We start from the raw sequence: 13,897 nt of genomic DNA, 5'->3' as shown, positions 1-13,897 counted from the left end.
CCGTCCGGTTCAGTCGCCCGGCCGCGCGCGCAGCTCGTAGCGGGGGTTGTAGAGGGTGCGGCGGCCCTTCATCTCGCACACGAGCCCGTCGGCGCGCAGACGGCGCCCCGGCTCGATGCCCGCGATCTGGCGGCGGCCCAGCCACACGAGGTCGACCACGCCGCTGCCGTCGTAGAGCTCGGCCTCGACCGTCGGCACGCCCTCGCGCGGGCGCAGCACGACCGAGCGCAGCACCCCCGTCACGGACGCCCGACGCCGGTCGGCGAGATCGGCCACGGGCGTGCAGCCGTGCTGCTTGCGCGCGTCGTCACGCTCCTCGCGGGCCGCGAACTCCTCCTGGGACGCGAGCACAGGGAGGCGGTCGAGCGCCCGGTCGGCGGTGCGCTCGCTCATCGGATCTCCTGGATCTCCGGGCCGCGGGTCATCGGGTCGAGCGGCGCGGCGGGTGCGGTGGCGCCCGCCGGTCCCCCGACCTTCATGCCCGAGTCGTCGCCCGGCAGGTGCAGGTCGAGCAGGTCGCGCGGCGGGCGTGCGGTCTCGTCACGCGCCACGACGATGTTGGCGAAGATCGACTCGATGACCTTGGCCTTCTCGGCGTCGACCGCCGCCGCGCCCGTGATCACGCCGCGCACGAACCACCGCGGCCCATCGACACCGACGAAGCGCACGGGCCGGAACCCCTTCGAGCCGTCGGGGGCGGTCGCGGGCAGGCGTGCGAGGAGCTCGCGCCCGAACGTGCCGGGGATGTCGTCGACCGACCCGCCCTGGGTGCGCACGGACTCCGCGATCTCGCCGCGGATCTCGTCCCAGATGCCCGCCGTGCGCGGGGCCGCGAAGGCCTGCACCTGCAGCGCCGAGCCGTTGATCGCGCACGAAGCGCCCGTGATGCGACCCGACTTGCGGTCGGCCTCCATGCGCAGCTCGAGGCCCGGCATCATCGGCAGGCGCACCGCGCCCAGGTCGACGCGCCGCCCGAGCTCGGGGACGTCGGTGAGGTCGTACGGGCCGGCACCCATCGGGGCCTTGGGCTCCGGGGCGTCGGGCGACGTCTCGTCGACCGGTCCTGCCGCGTCCTGCTCGGGGCCGGACTGCGCTGCACTGCGCCGGAACAAAGCCACTGACGATCTCCTGTCGTGTCGTACGTCCAGGCCACCCCTGGACACGGCGCGCCGTCCGACGCGCCACTGCACCAGCCTAGACCGCATCGGCGCGGGCAGGGTCAACCCCCGCCCGGCGCCGTCCGCGGCCCGGCCGGCTCACCTCACGGGGTCGGGGTCCAGCCGCCCGAGGAGCCGAAACCGCCCGTGCCGCGGTGCGAGCCGGGCAGCCGCTCGGCCTGCACGAACACCGCGTGCTCGACCTTCTGCACCACGAGCTGCGCGATGCGGTCGCCGCGCCGCAGCGTCACGGGCTCGGTGCGGTCGGTGTTGAGCAGCGTCACGCTGATCTCCCCGCGGTACCCCGCGTCGACCGTGCCCGGCGCGTTGACGACCGTGACCCCGTGCTTGGCCGCGAGGCCCGAGCGCGGGTGCACGAGCGCGACGTAGCCGTGCGGGAGCGCGATCGCGACACCCGTGGGCACCGTGGCGCGCTCGCCCGGCGCGAGCTCGACGTCGACACGGGTCACGAGGTCGGCGCCCGCGTCACCCGGGTGCGCGTACGACGGCACGGGCACGTCGTCGAGCAGCTGGAGGAGGATCTGGACGTCGGCGGGGTCGTCGAGGACGCTGTCGTCGTGAGGCACGCCCCAGAGCGTAGCGCCCGTACCCGGAGGCCGAGTCGCACCTGCGATGATGGCGGGCATGACGACGCCCTCGGCCACCGCACCCCGACTGCACGAACGTCTCGTCCCCGGGCCCGGCGCGGTCGCGGCGGCGTTCGGGCTCGGGCTGTTCGTGGTGCTCGCGACGCTGCCGCTCGGCGTCGGGATCTCGCTCGGGCTCGCGGTCGCGGCGACCGTGGGAGCCCTCGTGCTGCTGTGGCTCACGTCGCCCGTCGTGAGCGTGGACGACGCCGAGCTGCGCGCCGGGTCGGCGCGCATCCCGCTCGCCGCGCTCGGCGAGGCGCGCGCGGTCGACCGCGACGGGCTGCGCCACGAGCTCGGCCGCGGCCTCGACGCGCGCGCGTACGTGTGCCACCGCCCGTGGGCGCGTGCCGCGGTACGCGTCCCGATCGTCGACCCGGCCGACCCGACGCCCTACTGGCTCGTCTCGACCCGCCGACCTGACGCGCTCGCGGACGCGATCGACGCGGCCCGCGGCGCGGTGGCCGGCGGGGCCGCCGGCAACGCAGCGGCGGGCGGCAACGCAGCGGCGGACGGCAACGTCGTGGCGGACGGCGCAGACCCGGCCTGACGCACGCAGGGCCGCCGTCCCGGTCGGGACGGCGGCCCTGCGGTGTGGGGACGCGAGGTCAGGCGGCGCACTCGGTGCAGATCGGCTGGCCGTTCTTCTCGCCGGCGAGCTGGCTGCGGTGGTGCACCAGGAAGCAGCTCGAGCACGTGAACTCGTCCGCCTGGCGGGGCAGGACCCGGACGGACAGCTCCTCGCCCGAGAGGTCCGCGCCCGGGAGCTCGAACCCTTCGGCCGCTTCGGTCTCGTCCTCGTCGACGACGCCCGACGACTTGTCAGAGCGACGCGTCTGCAGCTCCTGGATCGAGTCCTCGCTGATGTCTTCCTCGTTCTTGCGAGGGGCGTCGTAGTCAGTTGCCATATCGGGCTTCACACTCCGGGGTGACGGTCGGTGGAGAAAGGATGCGCGGCGTCGGGCGGTGCCGAGCGCCGTGCGGCGCGACGGGCCGGGACCGGGGGGTCGGGCGCCCGTCGCGAGCGGTACGCGATGCAATGCTCGCGGGCGTCGTTTCATTCCCGCGGGCGAACGGATTCTGCACCAGATTCAGCGCCACCGCACCATCTTCGGCGGGTGTCGTCGGTCACCCCACGAGCGCGTCACCCCGCGCTCACGTCGGGCGCACGGTCCGGTCACGCTCAGGCGCCCTGGTCGGCCCCGGCGTCCTCGAGGACCGACACGAGCGCGGCGACCGTCTCGCGCGGTCCCGCGACCGTCATCTCGCCCGTGGCCGGGCGCCCGTGCAGGCCGCGGACGACGCCCCCGGCCTCCTCGACGACGAGCAGGCCTGCGGCCATGTCCCAGGGGTTCAGGCCGCGCTCGTAGTACACGTCGAGAGCGCCCGAGGCGACCAGGCACAGGTCGACCGCGGCCGACCCGAGCCGGCGGATGTCACGCACGCGGGGCAGCACCTCGACGAGCACGGCCGCCTGCGCCGCGCGGCGCTCGGCCGCGTACCCGAACCCGGTGCCGCACAGCGACTCGGCGAGCGGTCGCGGGTCGTTCACGCGCACGGGGCGCCCGTCGAGGGTCGCGCCCGCACCGAGCCCGGCGCTCCACGTGCGCCCGTCGTTGACGCAGTGCACCGCACCGGCCAGCACGGTCCACGTCGTCGGGTCGGGCTCCCCCACCACGACCGCGACGGACACCGCGTGCGGGCCCACGCCGTACAGGTAGTTCACGGTGCCGTCGATCGGGTCGACGACCCACGTCAGGCCCGACCCGCCGGTGCTGTGGCCGTCCTCCTCGCCCAGCACCGCGTCGTCCGGCCGCTCGCTCGCGATGACACGCCGCAGCAGCGCCTCGGAGTCGGCGTCCATCTGCGTGACGACGTCGACCGCGCTCGACTTGGTCGCGGCGACCTCGACCGTGTCGGGGCGCCCCTCGCGCACGAGCGAGCCCGCCTCGGTCGCGAGGCGCACCGCGAGCGCGCGCAGGTCGTCGACGGTCGTGCCGGGAGGGATGCGGGGGTCGTCGATGAAGGCCATGGTCACATCCTGCCCGAGCTGCCGCCGCGCGACGACCACGGCCCGGGCGCCGTCCACCCGAGCCGCAGCGACGCGAGCCGGAACCCGAACACGAGCGCGATGATCGCGAGCTGCGCGACCACGCCCAGCAGGCCGGCCTGCCAGACCGCCGCGGTCACGAGCGCACCCGCGAGCGCCGGGATCGCGTAGAGCTGACGGTCCTGGAGGATGAGCGGCACCTCGCCCGTGAGCAGGTCGCGCAGCACGCCGCCGCCGATCCCGGTGAGCATGCCGACGATGACCGACGGCAGCAGGCCGACGCCGAGGCCGAGCGCCTTGACCGTGCCGACGAGCACGAACAGCGCGAGCGCACCCGCGTCGAGCACGATGATGCTGCGCCGCATGCGCTCGAGCCGTGGGTTGAGGAAGAAGATCAGGATCCCGGCCGCGAGCGCCGACGCGACGAGCCGCCAGTCCGCGATGCCGACGGGTGGCACGGCGCCGATCAGCACGTCGCGCACGAGCCCGCCGCCGAGGCCCGTGCACCACGCGAGCACGAGCACGCCGAACAGGTCGAAGTTCTTGCGGACCGCGGCGAGGCCGCCCGACAGCGCGGCGCAGAACACCGCGACGATCTCGAGCGCGGTGTCGAACGGGAGCCGGGCGACGTCGGGCGCGTCGAGCACGAGGAGTGCGGTCACGTGCCCATCATCGCGCAGGGCCCCGTCGCGGTCGCGGCGCAGCGTGAAGGTCGCGGCACACCGTGTCGCCTGCACGGCTGGGCGCGGATCGGGTGGCACCCTCGAAGGGCGCGGCAGGTGGGCGACCGCCCGCGGAACGCATCGGAGGGTGACATGTCTGAGCTCGAGCTCGTGGGTCTGCACGAGGACGGGGAGCACCTGCGGCTCCACGGTCCGGACGGGCAGACCTTCATGCTGCCCATCACCGAGGCGCTGCGCGCCGCCGTCCGCCGTGACCGCGCGTCGCTCGAGCAGTGGCGAGCCGCGAGCACCTCGGCGGCCTCACCGCGCGAGATCCAGTCGCGCCTGCGTGCGGGCGCGTCGGCGCAGGAGGTCGCGGAAGCCGCGGGCGTCCCGGTCGAGCACGTGCGCCGCTTCGAGGGCCCCGTGGTCGCCGAGCAGGAGTACGTCGTCGCCAGGCTCCGCTCGACCCCGACGGTGAGCCCCGCGCCGGAGCGCTCGGGTCGGGGCGCGGACGACGTGCCGACGCTCGCGGAGCGCATCGACGAGCGGCTCGCGGTCCGTGACGTCACCGAGGACGACGTGAGGTGGTCCGCCGCGCGCGAGCACGGTCACCCCTGGGTCGTGAGCGCCACGTTCACCGTGGGCGGCACGGAGCGCACCGCGCGGTGGACGTTCGACCCGTCGTCGCGCGAGCAGCACGCGATGGACGACGAGGCGCTGTGGCTCACGCAGGACGACTCGGCGCCCGACATCTGGGAGGTGCCCGGCGACTACGACGTCTCGGCCGTCACGCGGCCCGTGCTCGCGGCGGTCGACGCCCCGCCGCGCCCCGCGCCCGACCCGACGAGCGTGCTGCTCGACGACCTGCACATGCGGCGCGGTGTGCGGTCCGACCCCCGCGGCCGCCAGGACTCGCTCGAGGGCACGGGACGTCCGCAGCCCGTCTCGTCGGGACGTGTCCAGGTTCCGACGGTCCGCCTGTCGGACGACGCGGGCCCGGGTGCGCCGTCCGAAGACGAACCGCCGGCCGGTGCGCGGGTGCTCCAGCTCCAGCGCCCGGCCGCGCCGGGGTCGCGCGACCGGGACGCGGACGAGCGCGCGTCGGCGCCCGCGAGCCCGCCCGAGGCCGCTGCGGAGCATGCCGCCGAGCCTGAGCACCGGACGCAGACCGGGGATCAAGGCCGCGGGGACCAAGGCCGTGGGGGTCAAGGCCGTGAGAACCACCCCCGCACGGACGCACCCGAGCGCGAACAGCACGCGGTCGCTCGGCGCGAGGACGCCAGTGGCGACGAGGCCCCGTCGACGCCGTCCCGGGTCGCCCGCGCCGGGCGCAAGCCTGCCCGCAAGGGCCGCGCGGGGGTCCCGAGCTGGGACGACATCCTCTTCGGCGCGAAGCAGGACTAGCTGCACCTGCCCGGTGGCTGCTCGCGCGGCCGGACACACGGGCCCACGCGGCACACGGGCGCCCCGGACGACGGCCAGCGCGCCTACAGCAGGACGGTCGCGCCGTGCTCGGTGCGGGCGCGCGCGCCCGAGGCGGTCATGCGGCGCATGTGGTGGCGGCGGCACAGCACCTCGTACCCGATGCTCGCCGCTCCCCCGGTGTCGCCGACGACGACCTGCTCGCCCTCGACGACCATGACCCCGTCGACGGTGCGCGCGTTGTGCGTCGCGCGGGCCCCGCACCAGCACAGCGACCGCACCTGCAGCACCTCGACCCGGTCGGCGAGCTCGATGAGCCGTGCCGCGCCGGGGAACAGGCGGGTGCGGAAGTCGGCGGTGATCCCGAACGCGAACACGTCGACGGCCATCTCGTCGACCAGGCGGGCGAGCTGCTCGACCTGCTCGGGCGAGTAGAACTGCGCCTCGTCGCACACGAGGTAGTCGATGGGGCGCCCGGCCGCGTGCTCGCGCAGGACGACGTCGCCGAAGTCGGTCTCGTCGTGCACCTCGCGCGCGACACGCTCGAGCCCCAGCCGCGACGAGATCCGGTCGGTGCCCGCGCGGTCGTCGCGCGTGAACACCAGGCCGGTGCGACCGCGCGCGGCGTGGTTGTGGTCCATCTGGAGCGCGAGCGTCGACTTGCCGCAGTCCATGGTCCCGGAGAAGAAGACGAGTTCTGCCACGGTGCTCCTCGGTCGGTCGGTGGGTCGGTCAGGACTGGTGCACGAGCCCGGGAACGAGCATCTCGGTCTCGGTGAGCGAGCCGTGCATGCCGCGCAGCGCGATCGACGCGGCGCTCTGGGTGCGCGAGTCGACGACGGTCGCCAGGCCGGTGGACAGCACGAGGACGTCGCCGAGCACCCCGAGGTTGTCAGGTCGGACGGCGCCGAACAGCCCCGCCTCGACCGCGTCGTCGCGCCGCACGACGTACGCGTCGTCGCCGAGCACGTCGGTCCAGCGCGCAGCGACGTCGTCCGCGCGGTCGGTGTACAGGTGCACGGCGCGGGGCTCGCCGCCGACGAGGTCGACGTCCTGCGCGAGGCGCGGGTCGTGCGCGACGTCGCGGCGCACCGACGGGTCGACGTCGACCATGCCGTGATCGGCGGTGACGATCACGAGCGTCCCGCGCGGGAGCCTGCGCACGAGCGACGCGAGCTCGCCGTCGGTCGCCTCGAGCCGGTCGCCCCACTGCCAGGAGTCGACGCCGTGCACGTGCCCCGTGTGGTCGACCTCCTCCCAGTACAGGTAGGCCAGTCCCGGGCGGGCGAGCACGTCGACCGCGGCGTCGACGCGGTCCGCGAGCCGTTCGGCGACGCGGTACCGGCTGCCCCGCAGCGCGGCGCGCGTCATGCCCGAGCCCTGGAACCGGCGCGGGCCGACCGTCGTGACGGGCGTGCCGGCGGCAGCGAGCGTCTCGAGCACCGTCGTCTCGCGCTGGACCTCGAGCGGGTCGCTCGCGCCGTCCCACGAGACCATGGTCGCGAGCGCCCCCGTGAGCCGGTCGCGCTGGGTGTACCCGACCATGCCGGTCGTGCCCGGCGACGTGCCGGTGCCGAACGTCGCGAGCGCCGCGGCGGTCGTGCTGGGCGCGCACGTGACCAGGGGCTCGGAGCCCGCCAGGAGCGAGCGCAGGAACGGCGCGTGCCCGGACCGCTCGGCGAGGTTGCGGTACCCGAGGCCGTCGACGAGGACGACGCACACGCGCTCGGCGGACGGCAGCGCGAGCGTCGCGCGCGCCTGCGCCGCGACGATCCCGGTGCTGGTCGTCAGGTCGACGCCGAGCGCGCCGGCGGCCGCGGGCAGCACGGCGGCGAGCGAGCGGCCCGCGTACGCGGGGGCGACGAAGCCCGCGGGGAGCGCGGCCGCCGTCACCGGCGGGCCGTGACCGAGCTCAGCGCCGACAGGCGCCGCGCGAAGTCGGTCGCGGCGCGCACCGCGTCGCGGCCCTCGGCCTCGGAGCTCACGCGCACCACGACGTCGTCCGGGGTGATCTGGCCGGTCAGGCCGTGGTCGGCGTCGCACTCCGGGTCGGGGCACTGCGCGGGCTCGAGGTCGACGCGCGAGACGCTCCCCCAGCCCACCGCGAGCGTGATCTCGACGGCGAGGTCGCCCGACCGGTGCTTCTCGGGGTCGGCCATGACGTGCGTGAGCGTGACCGAGCGCAGCTCCGAGAGCGGGACGGACTCGGTGGTCGCGGCGGCCGACGCCGACGGGTGCTCGCTGTCGGCCGGGTGGTCGTCGACGTGCGCCGAGACGAGCCGGGTCGGGGTGAGCACGAGGACCGTGAGGTGGCGGCGGACCTCGGCGACGTCGAACGTCGTCTCGGCGTGCACGAGCTGCGCGACGACGTCCTCGTCCCCGAGCGCCACGTCGAGGACGTCGCGCACGAGGTCCGGGTAGTAGCCCGCGCGGCGGAGCTCGGCGGTCAGGGCGGGATGGGTGTCGGGGGTCCTGGAGGGCACCGGCGCATTCTCCCACCTGCACCGAGCGCCGGGCCAGCCCGCGCGGCGGGGCTGTGGGGAGCCGCGCGCAGCGGCTACCCGGGGAGCGCCCGGCGCAGAGCGTCCGTGCGGGACGACGGCGCGAGCGTGACCCGCGCCGTGAGCACCGCCGCGCCGCGGTCGGCCACGACCACGGGGTACAGCTCGAGGCTGCGCAGCTCGGGCAGGTCGTCGGCCATGACCGACACGCGCGCGACGAGGTCCTCGAGCGCGGCGACGTCCGCGACGGGGGCACCCTCGTACCCGAAGAGCCGCGGCGCGGCCCGCACCGCGCGGACCATCGCGGCGACGTCCACGTCGGTCAGGGGCGGGACGCCGTACGCGACGTCCTCGAGCAGGTCGACCGCGTCGCCCGCGAGACCGAACGCGACGACGGGACCGAACAGCTGGTCCTCGGTCGAGCGCACGACGCACGCGACGCCCGAGGTCGCCATGGGTTGCACCTCGAACGGCAGCGGACCGGGGTCGATCGCGGGCACCAGGTCGGTGAACGCCTCCGACATCTGCGCGACCGCGGTGCGCAGCTCGTCGGCGGTGTGCAGGTCGAGCCGCACGGCGCCCAGGTCGGTGCGGTGCCGCAGCGCGTCCGCGGTGTGCTTGAGCGCGATCGGCCACCCGAGCGCGTCGGCCGCGGCGACCGCGGCGTCGGCGTCCGCGACCTTGGCCGAGGGCCACACGTTGATGCCGTACGCGCCCAGCAGCTCGGCGGTGCGCGTCGCGTCGAGGGCCACGGGCGGGTCGTCGAGCGTGCGGTCGGCGACGACCTCCTCGACGAGCGCGCGGGCGCGCGCGGGCCGCACGCGGTCCGGCTCGACGAGCGTGCCCTGGTCGACCGCGCGCCAGTCCGCGTACCGCACGACCGCCCCGAGCGCGGCGACCGCGTCCTCGGGGGTCGAGTACGCGGGCACGTGCCGCACGGTCCCGTCCGCGTCGGGCGCGGCGAGCTCGTCGGTGAGCCCGTGCAGGCCGAGCGTGCTGACGACGGTCGTGCGCCCCGTGCGCGCGGCGTGCCGGGCGACCGCGTGCGAGAGCCGCTCGTCGCGCGGGTGCAGCGTCGGCACGTGCACCACCACGACCGCGTCGCACGCGCCGTCCGCGTACATGGGCTCGACGGCACGTTCCACGACGTCGTCCGTGACGCCCTCGTAGAGCGAGCCCGAGCAGGGGGCCACCTCGAGGCCCGCGGCCGAGACGGCCTCGGCGACGAGCGCGGCGAGCGCCGCCGAGCTCGCGAGCACCCCGACCCGGCGGCCCGCCGGGAGGGGCTGGTGCGCGAGGAGCTGGGCGATGTCGACCAGGTGGTGCGTGTTGTCGGCGTGGATCACGCCGGACTGCCGCAGCATCTCCTCGAGCGTGCGGCGCGGGGCGCGCGTGGTGCGCACCGCGTGCCCGGGCGGCACGACGTGCCCCGAGCGGCCCGCGGTCACGACCACGACCGGCTTGGCGCGGGCGAGCCGTCGCGCGATGCGGGAGAACTTGCGCGGGTTGCCGATCGACTCGAGGTACAGGCACACGACCTTCGAGCGCGCGTCGTCCTGCCAGTGCTGCATGAGGTCGTTGCCCGAGACGTCCGCGCGGTGCCCGCCCGAGAGGAACGACGACACCCCGAGACCACGGCGGCGCACGGTCGCGAGCAGCGTCACCGCCATGGGCGCGGACTGGCAGAAGAACCCGACGTCGCCCGCGGGCGGCAGCTCGTCGAGCAGGCTCGCGTTGAGCGGACGTTCGGGGTCGGTCGTGAACAGCCCGTACGACGCGGGGCCGACGATCCGCATGCCCGCGCCGTGCGCGGCGCGCAGCAGCTCGCGCCGCGCCGCGAGCCCCGAGGGCCCCGCCTCGGCGTAGCCGGACGAGAGGATCACCAGGCCGCGGACGCCGAGCGGGACCAGGGCCCGGACCGCGCGGATCGCCTCGGCCGGGGCGAGGGACAGCACCGCGAGCTCGACGGGCGCCGGGACCGCGGCGACGTCGTCCGCCCGGAACGGCCGCGCGGCGCCCGCGGGCAGCGGCGCGGGCTCGGCCACGCCGACGGTGTGCGTGGGCGTGCCCTGCGCGACGAGCGACGCCGTGACACGCATGGCCGCGAGCGCCTCGGACGACGTCGTGTCGCCCTCGCCGGGGCCGACCACGACCACGGCGTCGGGCCGCAGCAGGCGGGCCATGCTGCGCGACTCGGCGCGGTGCTCGCGGTCGGCCATGACGGCGCGCGAGCGCACGGTCGGGTCGAGGTCGACGTGCACGAGCACGATCCCGTCCTCGATGCGCTGCGTGAGCTCGAAGCCGGCCTCGCGGAACACGTCGATCATCTTGCCGTTCTGCGGCAGCACGTCGGCCGTGAACCGGCGGATCCCGAGCTCGCGCGCCGCTGCGGCGAGGTGCTCGAGCAGGACGGACCCGACGCCACGGCCCTGCGCGGCGTCCGCGATGTTGAACGCGACCTCGGCCTCGGTCGGCTCGACGCGGTCGAACCGACCCACGCCGATGATCTCCTCGGTGCCGTCGGCGAGCGTGCGCACGGCCACGAGCGCGACGCGGTCGACGTGGTCGACGTGCGTGAAGCGCCGCAGGTCGCGCTCGGAGAGCCGTTCCATGGGCGCGAAGAACCGCAGGTACGTCGAGCGCTCGGACTGGTTGACGTGGAACCGCTGGAGCGCCTCGGCGTCCTCGGGGCGGATCGGGCGCACGTGCGCGGTCCCGCCGTCGCGCAGGACGACGTCGGCCTCCCACTCGACGGGATACCTGCCCTGGGCGGCGCTGTCCTCCACGCGCCCCAGGCTAGGCGGTCCGGCGCGCCAGGGCGTCCGGCACGCGCCGGAGCAGGGACAATGGCGCTGGGCGTCGGTGGTTTCGCGTACCGTTCCGCCCGACCGCCCTGCACCCTCGAGACCCGGGAGCCCGACCCCCCATGGCGCGCACGCCCTCGACCCCGCCGCTCGACCCGAGCGAGATCCACGAGACGATCGTCGACATCGACGTCGCCGCCGAGATGGAGGGGTCCTTCCTCGAGTACGCGTACTCGGTCATCTACTCGCGTGCGCTCCCGGACGCGCGCGACGGCCTCAAGCCCGTGCAGCGCCGCATCTTGTACCAGATGGCCGACATGGGCCTGCGCCCCGAGCGCCCGTACGTGAAGTCGGCGCGCGTGGTCGGCGAGGTCATGGGCAAGCTGCACCCGCACGGCGACGGCGCGATCTACGACGCGCTCGTGCGGCTCGCGCAGCCGTTCACGCTGCGGCTGCCGCTCGTGGACGGTCACGGCAACTTCGGGTCGCTCGACGACGGCCCGGCCGCCGCCCGGTACACCGAAGCGCGCCTGGCCTCGGCGTCGACCGCGATGACCACGGGGCTCGACGAGGACGTCGTCGACTTCGTGCCCAACTACGACAACAAACTCACCCAGCCCGAGGTGCTGCCTGCCGCGATCCCGAACCTGCTCGTCAACGGCGCCTCGGGCATCGCGGTCGGCATGGCGACGAACATGGCCCCGCACAACCTCGTCGAGGTCGTCGCCGCGGCACGGCACCTGCTCGCGCACCCCGACGCGACGCTCGAGGACCTCATGCGGTTCGTCCCGGGCCCGGACCTGCCCGCGGGCGGCAAGATCGTCGGACTCGACGGCGTGCGCGACGCCTACGCGACGGGCCGCGGGACGTTCCGCACGCGCGCCACCGCCCGGATCGAGAACCTCACGCCGCGCCGCAAGGGCATCGTCGTGACCGAGCTGCCTTACCTCGTGGGCCCCGAGAAGGTGCGCGAGAAGATCAAGGAGGGCATCAACGCCAAGAAGCTCTCCGGGATCGCCGACTTCACCGACCTGACGGACCGCACCAACGGGCTGCGGCTCGTGATCGAGGTCAAGAACGGGTTCAACCCCGAGGCCGTGCTCGAGCAGCTCTACCGCTACACGCCGCTCGAGGACTCGTTCGGGATCAACAACGTCGCGCTCGTCGACGGCCAGCCGCGCACGCTCGGCCTGCGCGACCTGATCAAGGTGTGGGTCGACCACCGGGTCGACGTGGTGCGCCGCCGCTCGCAGTTCCGCCTCGCCAAGCGCAAGGACCGCCTGCACCTGGTCGAGGGCCTGCTGCTCGCGATCGTCGACATCGACGAGGTCATCCAGGTGATCCGGTCGTCGGACGACGCGGCGGTCGCCCGCACGCGCCTGGAGACCGTGTTCGACCTGTCCGAGGCGCAGGCCACGTACATCCTCGACCTGCAGCTGCGCCGGCTCACCAAGTTCTCGCGGATCGAGCTCGAGAAGGAGCAGGACGAGCTGCGCCGCGAGATCGCCGAGCTCGAGCGGATCCTGGGCGACGAGGCCGTGCTGCACGGCGTCGTGAGCGCCGAGATGGACGAGGCCGCGCGCACGTACGGCACGCCGCGCCGCACGATCCTGCTCGAGTCGGCGGGCGGCGCGGCGGTCGGCGCGAAGGTCGGCGCACCGCTCGCGGTGCCGCTCGAGGTCGAGGACGCGCCCTGCCGCGTGCTGCTGTCCGCGACCGGGCTGCTCGCCCGCACCGCGGACGGCGCACCCGTCGTGACCGAGGGCCGCCGCGCCGCGCACGACGCGATCCGGGGCTCGGTGCTCGCCCGCACGCGCGGCGACGTGGGCCTGCTCACGAGCACGGGGCGCGTGCTGCGCCTGCCCGTGCTCGAGCTGCCCGGCCTGCCGCCGACCGACGGTCCGCCGTCGCTCTCGGGCGGGGTGCCGCTCGGCGAGATGGTCACGCTCGCCGCGGGCGAGCAGGTCGTGACGGTCGTGCCCGTGACGGACGACGCGCCGCCGCTCGCGATCGGCACCCGCAACGGGGTGGTCAAGCGGGTCGCAGTGGGCGACGTGCCCGCCAACCGCGACGAGTGGGAGGTCATCACGCTGCGCGACGGCGACGTCGTCGTCGGGGCGGCGCCCGCGAGCGACGAGGACGAGGTCGTGTTCGTCTCGTCCGACGCGAGCCTGCTGCACTACCTCGCGTCGAACGTGCGCCCGCAGGGCCGCTCGGCCGCCGGCATGGCCGGCATCAAGCTCGCGCCCGGGGCGACCGTCGTCGCGTTCGGCGTGGTCGAGGCGCAGGTGCGCGACCTCGCGCGGGTCGTCACGATCGCCGGGTCGTCGTCCGCGCTGCCCGGCACCCAGACCGGGTCGGCGAAGGTCACGCCGTACGAGCTGTACCCGACCAAGGGCCGCGCCACGGGCGGTGTGCGCGCCCAGCGGTTCCTCAAGGGCGAGGACACGCTCATCGTCGCCTGGGTGGGCCAGGGCCCGGCGCGGGCCGTGGGCTCGGGCGGCCAGGCCGTCGACCTCCCCGCGGACGACGAGCGCCGCGACGGCTCGGGCGTGACGCTCGCGTCGCCGGTCGCCGCGATCGGCTGACCACCCGGAGCGACGCCCCGGCCCGCGACCGCGGGTCAGGGCGTCGTCACCTGCGAGCGTCGT

13 protein-coding genes are annotated in these 13,897 nt (G+C 75.2%); 3 read left to right on the top strand and 10 right to left on the bottom strand.

Features of this window, described 5'->3' with window-relative positions; genetic code table 11:
- Positions 1-9: 9 nt before the first annotated feature.
- The 3 genes from CLV28_RS07860 to dut form a co-directional block, all read right to left on the bottom strand.
- Complete coding sequence (locus CLV28_RS07860; RefSeq protein WP_100422755.1) at positions 10-393, bottom strand: OB-fold nucleic acid binding domain-containing protein; 384 nt, start codon at positions 391-393, stop codon at positions 10-12.
- Positions 390-1,118: a DUF3710 domain-containing protein gene (locus CLV28_RS07855; RefSeq protein ID WP_239073080.1), complete on the bottom strand. Its 729-nt coding sequence runs from the start codon at positions 1,116-1,118 to the stop codon at positions 390-392. The genes CLV28_RS07860 and CLV28_RS07855 overlap by 4 nt, the downstream gene beginning before the upstream one ends.
- Before the next feature lie 143 nt (positions 1,119-1,261).
- On the bottom strand, positions 1,262-1,744 hold the full coding sequence (gene dut / locus CLV28_RS07850) for a dUTP diphosphatase (RefSeq protein WP_239073081.1): 483 nt from the start codon (positions 1,742-1,744) through the stop codon (positions 1,262-1,264).
- Positions 1,745-1,802: 58 nt separating this feature from the next.
- On the opposite strand from dut, the gene CLV28_RS07845 reads away from it, so the two are divergent.
- Positions 1,803-2,354, top strand: a complete 552-nt coding sequence (locus CLV28_RS07845) for a DUF3093 domain-containing protein (RefSeq protein ID WP_239073082.1) — start codon at positions 1,803-1,805, stop codon at positions 2,352-2,354.
- 58 nt (positions 2,355-2,412) lie between these two features.
- Here CLV28_RS07845 and CLV28_RS07840 read toward each other — a convergent pair whose 3' ends face one another.
- From CLV28_RS07840 to CLV28_RS07830, 3 genes are all read right to left on the bottom strand, one after another.
- Positions 2,413-2,712 carry a DUF4193 domain-containing protein gene (locus CLV28_RS07840; RefSeq protein ID WP_100422751.1) on the bottom strand — a complete coding sequence of 100 codons (300 nt, stop codon included), beginning with the start codon at positions 2,710-2,712 and terminating at the stop codon, positions 2,413-2,415.
- A 275-nt stretch (positions 2,713-2,987) separates the two neighbouring features.
- Positions 2,988-3,836: an inositol monophosphatase family protein gene (locus CLV28_RS07835; protein ID WP_100423082.1), complete on the bottom strand. Its 849-nt coding sequence runs from the start codon at positions 3,834-3,836 to the stop codon at positions 2,988-2,990.
- A gap of 2 nt (positions 3,837-3,838) precedes the next feature.
- The gene (locus CLV28_RS07830) at positions 3,839-4,516 is read right to left on the bottom strand and encodes a trimeric intracellular cation channel family protein (RefSeq protein WP_239073083.1); all 678 of its coding nucleotides are present in this window, start codon (positions 4,514-4,516) and stop codon (positions 3,839-3,841) included.
- 153 nt (positions 4,517-4,669) lie between these two features.
- On the opposite strand from CLV28_RS07830, the gene sepH reads away from it, so the two are divergent.
- Positions 4,670-5,923 (top strand): septation protein SepH, encoded by a 1,254-nt coding sequence (gene sepH, locus CLV28_RS07825; protein ID WP_100422750.1) that lies wholly within the window; start codon positions 4,670-4,672, stop codon positions 5,921-5,923.
- 83 nt (positions 5,924-6,006) lie between these two features.
- On the opposite strand, the gene CLV28_RS07820 is transcribed toward sepH, so the two are convergent.
- From CLV28_RS07820 to CLV28_RS07805, 4 genes are all read right to left on the bottom strand, one after another.
- Complete coding sequence (locus CLV28_RS07820) at positions 6,007-6,645, bottom strand: thymidine kinase (protein WP_100422749.1); 639 nt, start codon at positions 6,643-6,645, stop codon at positions 6,007-6,009.
- Between the two features lie 28 nt (positions 6,646-6,673).
- Positions 6,674-7,834 (bottom strand): alkaline phosphatase family protein, encoded by a 1,161-nt coding sequence (locus tag CLV28_RS07815; RefSeq protein WP_100422748.1) that lies wholly within the window; start codon positions 7,832-7,834, stop codon positions 6,674-6,676.
- Entirely contained in the window at positions 7,831-8,424 is a 594-nt protein-coding gene (locus CLV28_RS07810; RefSeq protein ID WP_100422747.1) for a DUF5998 family protein, read from the bottom strand. The genes CLV28_RS07815 and CLV28_RS07810 overlap by 4 nt, the downstream gene beginning before the upstream one ends.
- Positions 8,425-8,498: 74 nt before the next feature.
- Complete coding sequence (locus CLV28_RS07805) at positions 8,499-11,228, bottom strand: GNAT family N-acetyltransferase (protein WP_100422746.1); 2,730 nt, start codon at positions 11,226-11,228, stop codon at positions 8,499-8,501.
- Positions 11,229-11,368: 140 nt separating this feature from the next.
- Here CLV28_RS07805 and CLV28_RS07800 point away from each other — a divergent pair, with 140 nt between their 5' ends.
- Complete coding sequence (locus tag CLV28_RS07800; protein WP_100422745.1) at positions 11,369-13,834, top strand: DNA gyrase/topoisomerase IV subunit A; 2,466 nt, start codon at positions 11,369-11,371, stop codon at positions 13,832-13,834.
- Positions 13,835-13,897: the final 63 nt, after the last annotated feature.

It is taken from the genome of Sediminihabitans luteus (assembly GCF_002797595.1).
GTDB classification, from domain to species: domain Bacteria; phylum Actinomycetota; class Actinomycetes; order Actinomycetales; family Cellulomonadaceae; genus Paraoerskovia; species Paraoerskovia lutea.
Note: the sequence above shows the minus strand (reverse complement) of the source record. Positions and strands in the feature narration are given on the sequence as shown.